This window comes from Blastococcus sp. SYSU DS1024 (genome assembly GCF_054050795.1).
The window spans coordinates 208,812-224,310 of the sequence record NZ_JBJHAA010000005.1; the positions used below are offsets into that span (position 1 = coordinate 208,812).

Here is a 15,499-nt window from a genome sequence, read left to right on the forward strand (position 1 = left end):
CTCGTGTAGGCGAAGCCGTTCAAAGCCGAGGACGAGCTCCAGACGCTGAACGTGCCCTGGAGCCCGAGGGGCGCTCGCCGATGCCCAACGCCAGGCGCAAGCCCGGTGCCCGGTGCAGGTCGGCCGATACGGGGGGCACCGCACGCCAGAACCGCACCGCGCGGTGTGGCACCAGCCGGGCTCGCGTCACGGCCGCGATCGGCCCCGCCCATGGTGTGGGCGGTGGGCGGCCGAACGGCTCCTGCCGCGACCAGCGGCCCCGCGCGGAGAGCGGGCGGAGCTGGGCGACCCATTCCTCGTCGGCGAAGCGACGCCAGCTCTCGACGATGCCGCCCTCCCCGAACGCCGTGGCCAACGAGGCGTCGTCCCACACGGTCAGAAGTCCCCAGCGCCGGGGATCGGCGTCGCGCGCGCTGAACGTCCGTCCCTTTCCGGTGCCCAGCAGCTTGGCGAAGCGCAGTCCGGGGGTGTGGGGCAAGGAAATGCGGTCGGCCGCCATGTGGAAGAGGGCCCGAGGAACGACGCGGCCCGGAACGCCCCACAGGTGCAACGTCACCAGCCCGGGCTCTGACACGTCCCGAGACTGCCTCAGCACCCGCCGTCAACGATAGGTGCGCCGCGGTGAGCAGGTGAGAATCGGCCGCCGCGGGATTGCCCGCACGGAGAAGGTGCGCACCGATGCGCGCCGGCGCAACCCCCACGGACTCGAGGGGGGCCGCGGCGTCGCGGTGCAGCCGCTGGAGCCGGTGCGATGGCTGGCCGGCGAGGAACTTGTCGCGGATCCGGCTGGTGCGGAACCGGTAGCCGACGTCGGCCGGCTCGAGCAGCTGTTGGATGGCCGAGGACTCGCCCCCGGCTCGGCGATCGAGAGGGGAGCATGTCGGCCGGAGCCAGCGGCGTCCCCATCCCATGCCAGGGATGGTGAGGGCCGGAGTCACCGCCCGGCACGGACGGAGGTCCCTGCCCCAACGACCCGTTGGCCCGTGTCGACCCGCCCGGGAACAGCGGAACCTCGGATGTGTCGTCGACACCGAGGAGTTCCCGTGACCGACAGACCGCCTCCCTATCCCGTCCGCGTCGACGCGACGCTGGAGCCGGGTCTGTCCCGCTGGCTGTGGCTGGTCAAGTGGCTGCTGCTGATCCCGCACTACGTCGTGCTGGCATTCCTGTGGATCGCCTTCACGGTCCTGACCGTCGTGGCCTTCTTCGCGATCCTGTTCACCGGCCGCTACCCGCGGGGGATCTTCGACTTCAACGTCGGGGTGCTGCGCTGGACGTGGCGGGTGCACTACTACGGCTACGCAGCGCTAGGCACCGACCGATACCCGCCGTTCACCCTCGCCGACGTCCCGGGCTACCCGGCTCGGCTGGATGTGGCCTACCCGGAGCGGCTGTCCCGGGGGCTGGTGCTGGTCAAGTGGTGGCTGCTGGCCATCCCGCACTACCTGGTGCTGGCCGTCTTCATCGGCGGCGGGCTGTGGCTGGGCACCCGCACCGGCCCGGACGACGGCTGGGACTCCGGCTGGGGCGCCGGCGGGCTGGTCGGCCTGCTGGTGTTCATCGCGGCGATCGTGCTGCTGTTCACCGGCCGCTACCCGCGCCCCATCTACGACTTCGTGCTCGGCATGGACCGGTGGGCGTTGCGTGTCGCCGGCTACGCGGGCCTGATGACCGACCGATACCCGCCCTTCCGGCTGGACATGGGCGGGACCGACCCCGGGTCGCTGCCCGGCGGCCCGCCCCCAGTGGCGTCCCCCGGAACTGGTGCCACCGCACCGGCCGAAGGTCCGTCGCCGGCGGGATACCCGTCGTCCGCGGCGGGCGGGGCGTCCGCTGCTCCGCCACGCAGCACCTGGACGGCGGGCCGCGTCGTCTCGGTCGTCGTCGGGGCAGTCCTGCTGTTCACCGCGACCGGTCTGCTCGGCAGCGGCGGCGCCCTGCTGTGGGCCGACCAGGCCGGACGGGACGACGGCTACCTGTGGACGCCGACCGCCGAGCTCGGAACCGACGGCTACGCCCTGGTCTCGAACAGCATTCGGCTGGACACCGCCGGCCAGGAGTGGGTGATGGACGAGTTCCTGGGGACGGCTCGGCTGGACGTGACCGCAGCCGATCCCGGCACCGAGGTCCTCATCGGGGTGGCGCCGACGTCGGCCGTGGAGAGCTACCTCTCCGGCGTGGCGCACCGGGTGGTCGAGGAGATCGGCACGACCTGGCCCAGCGATCAGCCAACGGTCGAGCGCTCCACCGACGTGGCCGGCGGCGCGCCGGAGCGGTCGCCCGGCGAGCTGGACATCTGGGCGGCGCAGGCGAGCGGCACGGGCACCCAGACGCTCACCTGGCGACCGGCCGACGGCTCCTGGACGGTCGTGATCATGCAGGCCGACGGCGAGCCCGGCGTGACGGTGGAGGCGCAGGCCGCGGCCACCGTGCCCGCCCTGACCTGGATCTCGATCGGTCTGCTGGCCGCCGGGGGTGTGCTGCTGGCCGTCGGGGTGCTCCTCGTGGCGCTCGCCGTGCACCGGGCCCACCGGTACCCGCCGTCGGACGCCCTCCCGGCCCACGGCCCCCCGCCACCGTCACCGCCACCGCCCGCGCCGTCGCCGGCGGGACCGGGCGTCGGCAGCACGGCCTCGGGCGCCCGTCGGTGACCGCCCAGCCGACGCGCCCGCTGCGCGAGCGGGTCGCCGCCCGACCGCTGCTGGCCTACGTGCTCCTGGCCTACGGCATCTCGTGGCTGCTGTGGGCCCCGGCGGTACTCGGCGTCGGTGGGGGAGCCGGTGCTGTGCTCCTGGCGCTGGGGGCGTTCGGGCCGGCCGTGGCCGCCGGGGTGGTCGTCCGCTCGTCGGGAGGCTCGGTGCGCGGCTGGCTGCGCCCGCTGCTGCGGTGGCGGGTGCCCGCCAGGTACTGGGCCTACGCCCTCGGGCTGCCGGTAGCGCTGTTCGTGTCGATGAACGGCGTGCTGGCGCTGCTCGGCGAGCAGGTGCAGCTGGACCGGCTGGGGCCGGCGGCCGGTTCCTGGGTGGCCACGTTCGTCGTCGTCGCCCTGGTCGGTGGCGGCCAGGAGGAGCCCGGCTGGCGCGGCTTCGCTCTGGACCGGCTGCAGGCACGCCACTCACCGCTCGCGGCCACCGCCCTGCTCGGACTGATCTGGGGGCTGTGGCATCTGCCGATCTACGGCATCGGCTTCGTCGGGCCCATGCTGTTCGTCGTCTTCTACACCTGGCTGTGGAACCGCACCGGCAGCCTGCTGCTGTGCGTCGTCCTGCACGGCGCGTTCACGCCGTCGCTGGACCACCTGGTGCTCGTCGAGGACAGCCTGGTCGTCGACGCGACCATCCTCGGCGTGCTGCTCGCGGCGGCGGTCGCGCTTGTCGTCCTGACCCGCGGCCGGCTCGGCTTCGACCACCGGCCGGTGCCCGTAACCGCCCGCGTTGCCGATGTCGGCCGGGCCGCCGCTCGCTGACCGGTCGAGAGGAGATCGGACGTGGATCGACGCACCACCGCCATCTACCTGGCCGGAGCGGTCATCGTCTGGGTCGGCACCCTGATCGCCCTTGCGGTCGTGCTGTCGGGCAGCGACCGGTTCGGCGAGGTGGTGACGATCCTGCTGGGACCCATCGTCTGGTTCCTGCTGCTCGTACCCGCCGGCCTGTCGAGAGCGGTGAGGTTGCGGTCGCGGCCAGGTAGACGGGAACCGAAGGAGGCGACGGACCCGGGCCCGTGATCGGTGCGGCGGCGGGAGTCCGGGACGAAGGACCGGCTGAGGTCACCACGCCGACGGAGACCCGACCATCGGGTCAGCGGAGCCGCACCGGTGGCGGGGGAGGCCTCCTCGCCCACCACCGGTCGGGCGCCCGTGGAGTGACGAACGTCCCGGCACGACCGGACCTTGGAGCGGTGTCGATCGCACCTGACCTCCCGAAGCGTGGGTCTGGGCGAGACGAACGACCGACGACGGACACGACAGGGACACGACGGATGATCGAGGCTCGAGATCTGACCAAGCGCTACGGGAGCACGACGGCGGTCGACGCGGCCTCCTTCACCGTCTCCGAAGGCGCGGTGACCGGCTTCCTGGGACCCAACGGGGCGGGCAAGTCGACGACGATGCGGATGATCGTCGGCCTGGACCGCCCGACGTCGGGCAGTGTGACTGTGAACGGCAAGCCCTATGTCCGGCACCGGGCGCCGCTGGCCGAGGTGGGGATCCTGCTCGATGCCAGGTCGGTGCATCCCGGGCGCAGCGCACGGCAGCACCTGCGGGCGATGGCCGCCACGCACGGGATCTCTCGCCGCCGGGTCGAGGAGGTCATCGACATGACCGGCCTGACGGGGGTGGCGGACCGGCGGGTGGGCGGCTTCTCACTCGGGATGGGGCAGCGGCTGGGCATCGCCGCCGCGCTGCTCGGGGATCCGCGGACGCTGATCCTCGACGAACCGGTCAACGGGCTGGACCCCGAGGGAGTGAAGTGGGTGCGCACGCTGGTGCGGCGCCTGGCCGGTGAGGGTCGGACGGTATTCATCTCCTCACACCTGATGACCGAGATGGCCCAGACCGCCGACCGTCTGCTGGTCATCGGCCGGGGCAGGATCATCGCCGCCGGCCCCATCGAGGAGATCCTGGGGGCGACCCGTGCCGAGACGGTTCGGGTGCGGTCGCCCCGGGTGGCCGAGCTCGCCCGCGTCCTCGGCGCCGCCGGCGCCGACGTGGCCTCACGCGCGTCCGACGAGCTCGAGGTCCGAGGGTTGAGCAGCGAGCGGATCGGGGACGCCGCGGCCGCGCAAGGCATCGCCCTGCACGAGCTGACTCCGGTACACGTGTCCCTGGAGGACGCCTTCCTGTCCCTGACCAGCGACGCGGTCGAGTACCGGTCCCAGTCCGGTGCCGCGGAGGGGTCCCGATGAGCCGTGCCACCACGCCCGTGCCGACCGGTCGTCCGGTGGCCGTCGAGCCGGTCACCTTCCGCCGCGTGCTGCTCGCGGAGTGGATCAAGTTCCGCAGCCTGCGCTCCACCTACTGGGCGATGCTCGCGACCGTGCTGGCGATGGTGCTCATCGCCGTGCTCATGGCCGCCGCCTCGACCCTGGGCGACAATCCCGGACCCGACGGCAGGACGGTCCTGGCGCTGGGCTACACCTTCGCCCAGGTCGTGGTGGCCGTCCTGGGGGCCCTCATGATCACCGGCGAGTACTCGACCGGCCAGATCCGATCCACTCTCTCGGCCGTGCCCACCCGCACGCCGGTGCTGGCAGCGAAGGCGCTGCTGATCGCGGTCGTCGGGTTCGTGCTCGGCATCCTCGGCGTGGCCCTGTCCTACCTGGCCACCGTCATGGTGCTGGGCAGCGACGCCGCCGACCTCGGCGACCCGGAGGTGCTGCGGATCTTCTGGGGGACCGGGCTCTACCTGGCCGGGGTAGGCCTGCTCGGGCTCGGCGTCGGCGCGCTGCTGCGGCACACCGCCGGCGCGATCACCGCCGTGCTCGTCGTCCTGCTGCTGCTGTCCACGCTGGCTCAGCTGCTGATGTTGGCCTCCGATGCGTTCGTCGCCGTCTACCCGTACCTGCCGTCGACGGCCGGCGAGCGCATCGTCGCTCCGGAGGCTGTGGCCGCTGCGGCCGGTGCGCCGGAACCGCTCGCGCCGTGGGCCGGCTTCACCGTGTTCATGGTCTACGTCCTGCTCACGCTGATCGCCGCCGGAGTCGCGCTGCGGCGCAGGGACGCCTGAGCGCCGCAGATTGCGGGGACAGGAGGCCGAGGGGAAGGGATGCGCCCCAGGGCAGTCCAGGCGCTGGCGGGTACGGCGGGTGCGCGCCCCGCCGTCGCACCACGCCCGGCCGATGCTGTTCCGCGGTGCGGGCGGCCGCATCGAGCTGCGCGCCGAACGGACCCGCGCCCCGCCGGTCGACGATCCGCTCGACCGTGACCGACCAGGCTGGGGCGGGTGACCTCTTCCAGGAACACGAGGATTCCCGTCGGCTGAGCACGATCGCCAGGACGACCACCCGTCCCCAGCCGGCGCACGAATGAGGTTTCCCCGCCCTTCGCTCCCCACCGTCAAGGTCGGGACATCGAAGCTCCCCGCCGGCCTCCTGAAGGGAACCGTTCCGCTCGGTCAGGACCTGGCGGCCCTCGCCAGCAGGTCGGCCAGCGACGCGCCCCAACGCCGTGCACGGACCTCCTCGCCGTCGGCGAGCGGGCCCTTCGGGTCCGTGACGTAGAAGTGCTCGGCGGGCGCGAGGATCGACAGGCCGCGGCCGCGGAGCAGCTTCTCCTCCGTCTTGGCCGCATGGTCTATCTTCACCAACAGCTTGGGGTGATCGCTCCGCGTGTCGAAGGCTGCAGCGTGCGTGCCGGCGCCGGTGATCCGCACCGCGTCGAGCCATTCGTGCAGCCCGCGGCTGGTGTCGGGGATCTCTGCCCCGTACTGGTTGATGGCCCCTTCCCGGGTCGACGGCCGGGGCATCGAGAACCCGTGGTTGGGCCCGCCGACGACCAGCAAGGCCACGTCCGGGCCGACCTCAGCAGGGCCCTCGGCCGCGGCGACGACGTCGACCGGGAGACTGCCGGACAATCCCTTGGCGACCGAGTGCGCGATTGTCCGTGCGTCACCGAACACGGACTCGAAGACGACCAGGGCACGCGTCATGCCTGCTCACCACCTCGTGGGTCGGGTTTCAACCACCTTGACGCTAGGCGGCCGGGCGGCAGCCCAGAACGGACGAATGGCTCTGGCGAGATGGGGCCTAGGTCGTCCGGATGCTTTGGTTTCCTGGTGACAGCGCGGATGCCCCCGTCGCAGGCGAGCACCACACCGTTGATGTTGCCGGCGTGACCAGACGCGACCCAGGTGATCGCGGCGGCTGGGTCGTCAGCGCCGTGCCGGGTCTGGGCGCCGACCCCAGCGAAACCAGGCGACCGGACCGACGAAGTTCACTGCGATGACCACCGCCCACACCGCCTTGCGCCCGTTGACCTGTGCGGCGGGACGGGTGGCGAGGTCCGCCCAGGCCGTCGCTGCCAGCGAGAGCTGCACCGACGCGAGGGTCAGCAGCGCGGCCCTGCGCCCAGGGGTGAGGTCGGCCCAACGGAGTCGTGTCATGGTGCCAGCGTCCCGGACGCGGGCACGGAACGGCACCGTCGTTGGGCCGGAGTCATCGGGCCGTTCGGCCCTGAACGTCGCAGCTCAGTAGGCCCGAGGCTGAGTCCGTGGTCAAGACGACGTCGGCGGGGGCAACTCGGCAGCGCCCCTGCGTGGAGCCCCCGACCGTGCTGAGCCCCGACGTCGGCTCATCGTCGCTCACGGCAGCGGTTCGGGATCCCGACCTGCGCACAGGCGTGGAGATCGCGGGGCTTGGACGGCGACGTAGTCGGGTCACCATCAACAAGATCGGTTCGTCCGTCGAGGACTCCTGATCGCCCGGCGGCTGGCCGGTCGCCGTCCCCGAGGCCGCCGACGCGCTCGCCCGGGACTACCTGGTCTCCACCTGTGGCATCGGCATCCACTCCGGTGGCATGCGCCAGGCCCCAGTCGCGTACCTCGGGCAGCCAGCGCAGGTCGGGGGGCGAGGTTCCCCGGGACGGTCGTCTTGGTGGCCCGAGCGGCCTGGAGTTCGGTCCTGCTGCGGGTTCTTCCGGACTCGTGCGGCGTCAGCGCCAGGGCGCTTCGAGGCGGTCGATGGTGTCGTCGACCGGACGACGACCGGTCGGGGGCACGGGGGTGGCGCTGATCGGCGCCCAGCCTAGGCGCACCAGCACCTGCGGGGAGCCGCCGGCAGGCAGGCAGTCGGTGACGAGCCGGGCCCGGGTCTCGGGCACCTCGAGCGGCTGACTGATCGGGTCGGTGGCCAGGCCGATGGCGGTGGCAGCCAGCAGCACGGCGCTCAGGGCCTCGCCAGCGCGCAACCGATCCACGACGGCGTCGCCGTCGGTGGCCAGCAACGCGAGCAGGGTGCCGTCCGACTCCCCGCGGCCCAGCTCGTTCTGGGGCATCTCCCGACCGGCGAAGTGCCGCACGGGCACCGCGGCGGTGATGTCGCCGGGCACGTTGACCGCAGGAACGCCGTCGACCGCGCCGCGTCCCCGGCCGGTCCAGGCGGCGACCTCCTCAGCTAGGCCCGGCGTGAGTGCCTGCTCGACGGCGGCGCGCTCCACGAGCCGCGCCACCGCCCACTGGCGGACGGGATCGAGGACCACGAGGCCGGCGCCCTCGTCGGCCGCGGCGCGCCCCAGGTCCTCGACGTATCAGCCGGCACCGGCCAGGTCGAAAACACCCGCCGGTCACTGCGCCGGTTCTCGATCGCCTGGGCCAGGGCGAGGTCGTCGGCAGTCGGCTGCGCCGGAGACAGCTCCACCGCCGCCAGGTGGTCCGGGCGGGCCGGGTCGGGCAGCCGGTGTACCTGGCTGGCCGAACCGGTGGCCAGCAGCGCCACACGGAGGTGGTGCAGGGCTGCGCCGCAGCTGATGATCAGGCCGCGCTGCTGCGGGTCGGTGATGGGCAGCGCGCGGTCGGGGTCGGCGAACAGGTGGATGCTCGACGTGCCGATCCGCCAACGCCAGGGCTGGGAGTTGTGCACCGACGGTGCGCGGTTGGCCAGTGCGACGGCGGCGCGCACGGTGGTCCTGTCGAGGCGGGTCGTCAGCACGGGGTCTCCTGGGCGGTGCGGGTCTGGTCCGGATGCTCGTTCGGACGGCTCGAGCGTGCTACAGCCGGCAGGGTGTGAAGCAGTGACGGAGGTCCCGTTCTCACGGGTCGACCGGCGTGGACGTCAACGCAGCGATCCCACAGCGTCGAGGTCGGCGAGGACATCAGTGATGCCGGCCCGAGTGAGCAGCGGCGGTGCAGCGACGACGTCCGCGAGGTCACCGGTCACGCCGTCCGGCAGGTTGTGCCGGCCGGTTCGGATCACGGCGGTCCAGCAGACGATGGCGGGCAGCGCCATGAGGACGGCGAGGCCGGTCATCCGCCATGCGGTGCCGGTCGTGGCGCTGACATCGCCGTGCAGCGCCGCCGACCAGGCCATTCCGGTGACAGCAGTCCCGATGAGAGCGAGGCAGCCGGTGGCGGTGAAAGCGGCCATGCCGGCCCACCGAGCACCGCGTAGGAGCCCGACCCCGGTGGTCACCATCGCGGGCAGCAGTGGCGCCAGGTGCGTGAACGCCACGGCCCACCAGGCCTCCGGTCCGTCCGGGTAGCCGGAGGAGGCGGTGCCGTGCACCAGCGCCACCCACTCGGGGAGGTAGCGGCCGAGGACGAGGACCGTCACAACCACGAGGACCAGCCCCGCGACCAGCCGGCTGGTTGCGCGGTCGAACCTGACCGAGCCGGCGAGCAGCCCCCGCCACGATCCGACCACGACCGCTGCGGCGAGCAGCAGGACGCCGAGGATCAGCGGGAGGAACATCCGCTCGATTCCCGCGCCGCCCAACGCGATGGGGCCCAGCACCAGCGCAGCAGCGAAATACCACGTCGTCAGAGCCGCGCCGAGCGACAGCAAAGGGCCTGCGCAGCGCCGGCTGCGGGTCAGCCACGCCGCGGTGAGCAGCAGGGGAACGAGAACGGTGAGGGACACGGCGTCGACGCCCTGGAGTCGGTGGCGTAGCGGCTCGGAGACCCGGTAGTCGATTGCGCCAGTGCCGAACGGCCCCAGCAGTACGAGGAGAATGACGTCCGCGGCGAGGACCGCGGTAGCCGGCGCCAGCCAGCGGGCGGTGCGCTCGTTCACCGGGACCCCGTGCCGGCGGCCGAGGACGCGAGAGCCTCGGCGACATCGTCGGCCCACGCCTCGATCGCGGCCCAGTCCCGGCGGTCGCCGGGGCGGTCGCGGATGAGCAGGTGGAACAGGCGTCCCCAGAGCGGGAGCCCCTGCGTGGCGATCAACCCGCTGAAGAGCTGGTGCGCGCGTGGCCGAAGTGCGGACGGCAGCGCCCGGTCCAGCCGGGCTCGTTCCTGGTCGGCGAGCCACCGGCCGATCCGGCCTTGCGGCGCGACGCCAGCGACACTGAAGCACCACACCGGTCGTCCGCGCAGCTCCTGTGCGAGTCGAGCGACGAGCGCGCTGGCCGGTTCCAACCAGGCCATGTTGTGCACGGCGCTCCCGAGGATGAAGGCGTCATAGCCGTCGAGGTCGAGGTCGGGCCCAGCCGCGCGCACGTCCACCTGGGCCCCGGCTCCGCGGAGCCGCTTTGCGATGCACTCGGCGATCTCCCGCGTGGACCCGGTAGCCGTCGCGTACCCCACCAGAACGCGGGATGTCTCGGTCATGCGCCGACCATGGCGCCGTGGCCACCGGCACCGGCAGGGACGCAGTACCCCTGCTGTAGGGACCGACGTCGCGATCCGGCCGATGCTCGGGGGGTGACGTCCGCCCTGGTCTGGCGGGACCTTCGGCCCTGCTCGGTAGGTCCGCGTCGGGCCTAGCCTCGCTTGCAGGTGTCAGCGGTGGCTCGGTCCCGCGAGCGGCGGTGGAGATGGAGCAGGTAGCTGTGGACGAGAACGACCAGCGAAGGGTCATCCGGGTCTTTCTCCTGGACGACCACGAGATCGTCCGTCGCGGCGTCGCCGACCTCCTCGAGAGCGATCCCGACATCACCGTGGTCGGCCAGGCGAAGAATGCCAGGGAGGCGGTCGCCCGCATCCCCGCCCTCCGGCCGGACGTCGCGATCCTGGACGTGCGCCTGCCCGACGGCGACGGGGTGTCCGTCTGCCGCGACGTGCGCTCCCTCATGCCGGAGCTCAAGGTCATCATGCTGACCAGCTACAGCGACGATGAAGCGTTGTTCGAAGCGATCATGGCCGGGGCCTCGGGGTACCTGCTCAAGCAGATCCTCGGACAGGACCTGGTCGACGGCGTCCGCACCGTGGCGGCGGGTGGCTCGCTGCTGGACCCGACTGCGACCACCGCAGTCCTCGAGCGCATGCGAAAGGCGACGGAGCCTGCTGGGCCTCTGGCCAAGCTGAGCGAGCAGGAGCGCACCGTCTTGGAACTCATCGGGGAGGGCCTGACCAACCGGCAGATCGGCGAGCGCATGTTCCTGGCCGAGAAGACCGTGAAGAACTACGTCTCACACCTGCTGGCCAAGCTCGGGCTGGAGCGCCGCACCCAGGCGGCGGTCTTGGCAACGGAGCTACGCGGTTCCGGAGCGGCTGCCTCGCGCCCTCGCTGAACCGGGTCTCAGCGCAGCGGGGCCCACCACCGCAGTCGGGTGCCGCCGTCGGGCAGCGCCTCGATGGTCGCGCCGCCGCCACGTCGGCCGGCACGGTCGGTGATGTTTCGCAACCCGCTGCGGGCGGCCCGCGAGTCGATGCCGCGACCGTCGTCCACGACCTCCACCACCACCTCATCGGTCACGTCCAGCGTCACGGTGACGTGCCGGGCACCGGAGTGCCTGGCCGCGTTGCTCACCGCCTCCCGCGTCACGGCCTCGACATCCGCCGCGAGATCTCCCGTCACCAGGTTGTCGACCGCCCCGGACATGCGGACGGTGGGGGAGAGGTCACTCCCGGCCGTCTCGGTCACGATGTCGAGGACTCGGCGGCGCAGGCTGCTGTCGGCGCCGGTGTCCTCGGTGGTGTGCAGGTCGAAAATCGTGGTACGGATGTCCCGGACGGTGCCGTCGAGCTGCTCGACGACGTCCCGAATGCGCCGCTGAGCGTGCGGGTCGGTCACCCGCGGAAGCACCGACTGCAGGCTCAGGCCCGCAGCGAACACCCGCTGGATGACCAGATCGTGCAGGTCCTGGGCGATTCGGTCCCGGTCCTCGAACACGTCGAGCCTCCGGGCGGCGCGCCACTGCTCGGCCAGGTCCAACGCCGCGGCCATCTGGTCCGCGAACGGCGCCATGAACGACGCCAGCGACGGATCAAAGGGAGCTCCACCCGCCTTCCGGGCGGCCATGAGCAGGGCGCCGGCCGATTGGCGGCCGGGGAGGGGTACGGCAATGCACGGACCCCAGTCGACATGTGCGTTGGGCCCGTCGTACGCCATCCCGCTGATGTCGAGGGCCACCACCGACTGTGCCTGCGCGACCGCCTCCAGGAGCGGGGCCTCCGACGGCAGCAGGCGCGAGCCGATGACGCCCTCCAGATCATCCCCGGTCTGGGCGCGGAACTCGTACCGACCGTCGTCCGGGTCCGGTCCTACCATGAGCCACACGGCGTCGGCGCCGGTGAGATCGCGGACCCGGCTGGCGATGAGATCCAGCGCCGCCTCCGGCGGCGCGTCGCTCAGCAGCTTCTCCCGCACGTCGCCGGCGGCGGCCGTCCACCGCCGCCGGACCTCGGCCTCCTCGAACAGACGGGCATTGTCGATGGCGACGCCCGCGGCGCCGGCCAGGGCCGTGAGCACGGCCTCGTCCTCGGCGGTGAAGTCGCCGTCGCGCTTCTCCGTGAGGTAGAGGTTGCCGTAGACCTCGCTGCGGACGAGGACCGGGGCGCCGAGGAAGCTGCGCATCGGCGGGTGACCCTCGGGGAACCCGACCGACGACGGGTGGGTGGACAGGTCCGCGATGCGCAGCGGGTACGGCTCGGCGGTGACCTGCCCGAGGACGCCCTTGCCCTCGGGCAGGTGGGGCATCCGGGCGGCGACGTCAGCATCCATGCCGACGTGGATGAAGGCCGACAGTCCACCGTTCGGGCCCAGCACCCCGAGTGCGCCGTAGCGAGCGTCGACCAGGCCGATCGCGGCCTCCACAATCCGACGCAGCGTCGCGTTCAGGTCCAGGCCCGTGGAGACGCTGAGGAAGGCGTCGAGCAGGCTTTGGACCCGCTCCTGGGTCCGCGCCACCGTCTCGAGGCGGTCCTGGACCTCGTCGAGCAGTTCGGTCAGCCGCATCCCTGACAGGAGATCCCGAGTCGGTGGCGGGCCGATCGGCCGGTCCTCCAGCATCGTCCTGCCCCGTCCGTCGACGTTCCGTGGGACGCCGACGTTTGCACCGTCGAGTCGTGTGGTCAACCAGCCTCCTCCCGGTGGAGAAGCCCGCGCCGGGAGACCCCGCTCAAGGAGCGGCGGGTCGGTCCCGGGCCCGAGCGGAACGCTCCGCGACGCCGCCGTGCGACGGCAGGGGCCGGGACAGCCGACGGCCGGTGATCCGGGAGATCCGAACGGCGATCACGCAGGCGTCCGGGGCGGGGGCCCAGGCGATGAGGCCGGCGCGGCGGAGGGCGGCCACCTCGGCGGGATCGGTGAGCACCCGGGAGCGACCCACGACTGTGACACTCCACCCGGTCCTGGTGGACGGGTGGTACTCGTCGACCTCGAAGGCCACGACCGCCCCGTGGCTGGCCGCTTCAACCTTGCCGCCCCGTCGGGCGGGAATGAGCACGTCGTTCCCGCGGACGATGAAGTGCACTGGTTGGACCGTGGGCAGTGCACCCACCGTGAAAGCCAGGCGTCCGATCGGGACCGAGACCAGCAGGGCCCGGCACTCGGCTGGGGAGAGCGCTTCGAGGAGGGGGTCGTCCGTCGTCGGCATGCGGTTCCTCGCGTCCTCGCCGGGCGGCCTTGCCGCGGTCGTACTACCGGTCCGACTCTTCCCTCCCAGGACTTCAGGCCACTGAGGTCGAAGGTCCCACGCCGAAAGTCGAAAGTCCCCGAGCTAGTCGGGCACTACCAGTCCTCCGGGGTCCGGTGCGGCCAGCCACCCGCGCCGTCAGCCTCGGCCGGTGGGGGCGACCGTGGTCGGTGCCGGACAGTCGGCGCCCAGGCTGGCGGCGAGCTCTTCGGCCCACGCCCGGACCTGCGCCCGGTCCCGGGCATCGCCGACGGGTGCGCGCATCGCCGCGATCTCGCGAGTGGCGCCGTGCCGGCTGGCCGCCGCCACGAGCACCCGGTACGGCGTCACCGGGCACCGCCCACCGGCACCACGGCGACCGGGCAGCCGGCCCGGTGCAGGACGGCGTGCGTGGTCGACCCCAACCGGGCGAGCAGGCGCCGGTGCCGGTGGCCGACGACCAGCAGCTGCGCGGTCATGCTTGCGGCGAGCAGCGCTCCGGGTGCCCGGTCGCGGACGACGACCTCACGGACGACGAGACCGGGCTCCTTCTCCCGCCAGCCGGCCAGCGCCTCGGCGAGGAGACGTTCCTCGCCGGCATGCACGCCGGCCCAGTCCACGAGAGGCCCCATCGACCGGAATGCGGCCTCCAGCACGACCTCCTGCCACGCATGGACCGCCACGAGGTCGGTACCACGGGCGAGAGCCTCCGCAACGGCGAAGCGCAGGACCTCCTCGTCCTCGGGCCGTCCCTCGACCCCCACCACGACCGATGACCGGCCGCGGACCACCACGGCCGTCTCGTCGGGCAACACCACGACGGGACACGGCGACACCGCGACCAGGCCGGCCGCGGTGGACCCGATGACGAGCCCGGCGACGCCGCCGACCCCGCGGGCACCGACGACCAGGAGCTGGGCGTCGGCCGCGGCCGCGGACAGGGCCCGGACAGGGTCGCCGTCCACCACCGACCAGGTGACCCGGTCGGCGCCCAGCACGCCGGCCGCTTCGGCCGCCAGTTCGCGCAGGCGGATCTCCGCGCCATCGCGGACCAGGCCGCTGAGCTCCGACTCCTGCCCCGGCGACAGCGAGATGTCGTGGATCGGCCACGTCGTGGCGGTGAGCAGGTGGAGCGGTGCCGACCGGAGACGCGCCTCATCGGTCCCTGCGGCGACGGCGGCGCGGGCGGTGTCGGAGCCGTCGACACCCACGAGGACGGGGCGGTGCGCGGTCTGGGCTGTCATGGCTCCTCGTCAGGCGTGGGAGGGGAGCGGGTCGGTAGCGCCGGCCGTGGCGGGTGGCAGGACACGGACGGCGACGACGCCGCCTATGGTCCGCCCCAGGGCGGTCAGCGCGCGTTCCTCGGTGCCCGGCGGGTCCTGGGACTCGCCGCGGGTGCGGCGGACGCTCGCGAAACCCTCGGTGACCGCGACGTCCCATGCACCGGATTCCCCGGTGTAGCGCTCGACGAGGTCTGTCAACTCGGACCGGATCCCGTCGTCGGTCCGCACCAGGGCCCGCAGCAGATCCCGGCGGCTCACGATGCCGACCAGGTGCTCCCCATCGATCACCGGCACGCTGCGCAACCGCTCGTCGACGAAGAGCCGCGCGACGTCGGAGATGTCGCCCGTGGACTCCACGCTGCGGACCTCTTCGGTCATCACGCCGCGGACGAGCAACGGGAGTGTGTGCTCGGGCTCGGCGTCCCGGCGCAGGTGCAGGCGCGGATCCCGAGGCAGGCGGTCGCGGAGCACGTCGGCTTCCGCCACGATTCCCACGAGCCGGGCGTCGTCGTCCACCACCGGGAGCGCGGCGAAGCCGTGCTCGGCCAGCACCTCGCCGGCGTACTTGACCGAGGTCTCCGGTCCCACGGTGACGACCTCGCGTGTCATGACGTCTCTGATCCGCACCGTTCCTCCTCCAGCCGGGGTCAGCACCGACGCTAGGCCGCGGCCGGACGAGGACCCAGGGCCGCTGGGCCACTCGTCGTGTGACCCAGGTCCCTGT

General features: G+C 72.7%; 18 protein-coding genes. 6 read left to right on the forward strand and 12 right to left on the reverse strand.

Annotation, left to right across the window (positions count from 1 at the left end):
- Window positions 1-19: 19 nt before the first annotated feature.
- On the reverse strand, window positions 20-556 hold the full coding sequence (locus tag ACI79S_RS07140; RefSeq protein WP_456592745.1) for a monooxygenase: 537 nt from the start codon (window positions 554-556) through the stop codon (window positions 20-22).
- A gap of 487 nt (window positions 557-1,043) precedes the next feature.
- Between ACI79S_RS07140 and ACI79S_RS07145 the strand changes: the two genes are divergently transcribed.
- From ACI79S_RS07145 to ACI79S_RS07165, 5 genes are all read left to right on the forward strand, one after another.
- On the forward strand, window positions 1,044-2,651 hold the full coding sequence (locus tag ACI79S_RS07145; RefSeq protein ID WP_456592746.1) for a DUF4389 domain-containing protein: 1,608 nt from the start codon (window positions 1,044-1,046) through the stop codon (window positions 2,649-2,651).
- The gene (locus ACI79S_RS07150; protein WP_456592747.1) at window positions 2,648-3,466 is read left to right on the forward strand and encodes a CPBP family intramembrane glutamic endopeptidase; all 819 of its coding nucleotides are present in this window, start codon (window positions 2,648-2,650) and stop codon (window positions 3,464-3,466) included. Before ACI79S_RS07145 ends, ACI79S_RS07150 begins: the two co-directional genes overlap by 4 nt.
- A gap of 21 nt (window positions 3,467-3,487) precedes the next feature.
- Window positions 3,488-3,727 (forward strand): hypothetical protein, encoded by a 240-nt coding sequence (locus ACI79S_RS07155; RefSeq protein ID WP_456592748.1) that lies wholly within the window; start codon window positions 3,488-3,490, stop codon window positions 3,725-3,727.
- Between the two features lie 254 nt (window positions 3,728-3,981).
- Entirely contained in the window at window positions 3,982-4,908 is a 927-nt protein-coding gene (locus ACI79S_RS07160; protein WP_456592749.1) for an ABC transporter ATP-binding protein, read from the forward strand.
- Window positions 4,905-5,729 (forward strand): ABC transporter permease, encoded by an 825-nt coding sequence (locus ACI79S_RS07165; protein ID WP_456592750.1) that lies wholly within the window; start codon window positions 4,905-4,907, stop codon window positions 5,727-5,729. The genes ACI79S_RS07160 and ACI79S_RS07165 overlap by 4 nt, the downstream gene beginning before the upstream one ends.
- A gap of 387 nt (window positions 5,730-6,116) precedes the next feature.
- On the opposite strand, the gene ACI79S_RS07170 is transcribed toward ACI79S_RS07165, so the two are convergent.
- The 6 genes from ACI79S_RS07170 to ACI79S_RS07195 all read right to left on the reverse strand — a co-directional run bounded on the left by ACI79S_RS07170 (window position 6,117) and on the right by ACI79S_RS07195 (window position 10,265).
- Window positions 6,117-6,650 (reverse strand): flavodoxin family protein, encoded by a 534-nt coding sequence (locus tag ACI79S_RS07170; protein WP_456592751.1) that lies wholly within the window; start codon window positions 6,648-6,650, stop codon window positions 6,117-6,119.
- Between the two features lie 222 nt (window positions 6,651-6,872).
- Window positions 6,873-7,103, reverse strand: coding sequence for a PLDc N-terminal domain-containing protein (locus tag ACI79S_RS07175; RefSeq protein ID WP_456592752.1), 231 nt, complete (start codon window positions 7,101-7,103; stop codon window positions 6,873-6,875).
- Window positions 7,104-7,651: 548 nt separating this feature from the next.
- Window positions 7,652-8,197 (reverse strand): hypothetical protein, encoded by a 546-nt coding sequence (locus ACI79S_RS07180; RefSeq protein ID WP_456592753.1) that lies wholly within the window; start codon window positions 8,195-8,197, stop codon window positions 7,652-7,654.
- A complete protein-coding gene (locus tag ACI79S_RS07185) occupies window positions 8,113-8,646 on the reverse strand; it encodes a hypothetical protein (RefSeq protein WP_456592754.1) in 534 nt (177 codons plus the stop codon). The genes ACI79S_RS07180 and ACI79S_RS07185 overlap by 85 nt, the downstream gene beginning before the upstream one ends.
- 123 nt (window positions 8,647-8,769) lie before the next feature.
- Window positions 8,770-9,726 carry a hypothetical protein gene (locus ACI79S_RS07190; RefSeq protein WP_456592755.1) on the reverse strand — a complete coding sequence of 319 codons (957 nt, stop codon included), beginning with the start codon at window positions 9,724-9,726 and terminating at the stop codon, window positions 8,770-8,772.
- Entirely contained in the window at window positions 9,723-10,265 is a 543-nt protein-coding gene (locus tag ACI79S_RS07195; RefSeq protein WP_456592756.1) for a flavodoxin domain-containing protein, read from the reverse strand. The genes ACI79S_RS07190 and ACI79S_RS07195 overlap by 4 nt, the downstream gene beginning before the upstream one ends.
- Before the next feature lie 221 nt (window positions 10,266-10,486).
- Here ACI79S_RS07195 and ACI79S_RS07200 point away from each other — a divergent pair, with 221 nt between their 5' ends.
- A complete protein-coding gene (locus ACI79S_RS07200; protein ID WP_456592757.1) occupies window positions 10,487-11,167 on the forward strand; it encodes a response regulator in 681 nt (226 codons plus the stop codon).
- A gap of 8 nt (window positions 11,168-11,175) precedes the next feature.
- On the opposite strand, the gene ACI79S_RS07205 is transcribed toward ACI79S_RS07200, so the two are convergent.
- The 5 genes from ACI79S_RS07205 to ACI79S_RS07225 form a co-directional block, all read right to left on the reverse strand.
- Window positions 11,176-12,834 (reverse strand): sensor histidine kinase, encoded by a 1,659-nt coding sequence (locus ACI79S_RS07205; RefSeq protein ID WP_456592758.1) that lies wholly within the window; start codon window positions 12,832-12,834, stop codon window positions 11,176-11,178.
- Window positions 12,835-12,997: 163 nt separating this feature from the next.
- A complete protein-coding gene (locus tag ACI79S_RS07210) occupies window positions 12,998-13,474 on the reverse strand; it encodes a pyridoxamine 5'-phosphate oxidase family protein (RefSeq protein ID WP_456592759.1) in 477 nt (158 codons plus the stop codon).
- Window positions 13,475-13,651: 177 nt separating this feature from the next.
- Window positions 13,652-13,843: a hypothetical protein gene (locus ACI79S_RS07215; RefSeq protein WP_456592760.1), complete on the reverse strand. Its 192-nt coding sequence runs from the start codon at window positions 13,841-13,843 to the stop codon at window positions 13,652-13,654.
- Window positions 13,840-14,736: a universal stress protein gene (locus tag ACI79S_RS07220; protein WP_456592761.1), complete on the reverse strand. Its 897-nt coding sequence runs from the start codon at window positions 14,734-14,736 to the stop codon at window positions 13,840-13,842. The genes ACI79S_RS07215 and ACI79S_RS07220 overlap by 4 nt, the downstream gene beginning before the upstream one ends.
- A gap of 9 nt (window positions 14,737-14,745) precedes the next feature.
- Window positions 14,746-15,402: a CBS domain-containing protein gene (locus ACI79S_RS07225; RefSeq protein ID WP_456592762.1), complete on the reverse strand. Its 657-nt coding sequence runs from the start codon at window positions 15,400-15,402 to the stop codon at window positions 14,746-14,748.
- Between the last annotated feature and the right edge of the window lie 97 nt (window positions 15,403-15,499).

Coding starts and splice junctions, on each gene's coding strand:
- ACI79S_RS07170 (WP_456592751.1), bottom strand. CDS start 6,650: ATGACGCGTGCCCTGGTCGTCTTCGAGTCCGTGTTCGGTGACGCACGG.
- ACI79S_RS07210 (WP_456592759.1), bottom strand. CDS start 13,474: ATGCCGACGACGGACGACCCCCTCCTCGAAGCGCTCTCCCCAGCCGAG.
- ACI79S_RS07175 (WP_456592752.1), bottom strand. CDS start 7,103: ATGACACGACTCCGTTGGGCCGACCTCACCCCTGGGCGCAGGGCCGCG.
- ACI79S_RS07195 (WP_456592756.1), bottom strand. CDS start 10,265: ATGACCGAGACATCCCGCGTTCTGGTGGGGTACGCGACGGCTACCGGG.
- ACI79S_RS07220 (WP_456592761.1), bottom strand. CDS start 14,736: ATGACAGCCCAGACCGCGCACCGCCCCGTCCTCGTGGGTGTCGACGGC.
- ACI79S_RS07160 (WP_456592749.1), top strand. CDS start 3,982: ATGATCGAGGCTCGAGATCTGACCAAGCGCTACGGGAGCACGACGGCG.
- ACI79S_RS07205 (WP_456592758.1), bottom strand. CDS start 12,834: ATGCGGCTGACCGAACTGCTCGACGAGGTCCAGGACCGCCTCGAGACG.
- ACI79S_RS07165 (WP_456592750.1), top strand. CDS start 4,905: ATGAGCCGTGCCACCACGCCCGTGCCGACCGGTCGTCCGGTGGCCGTC.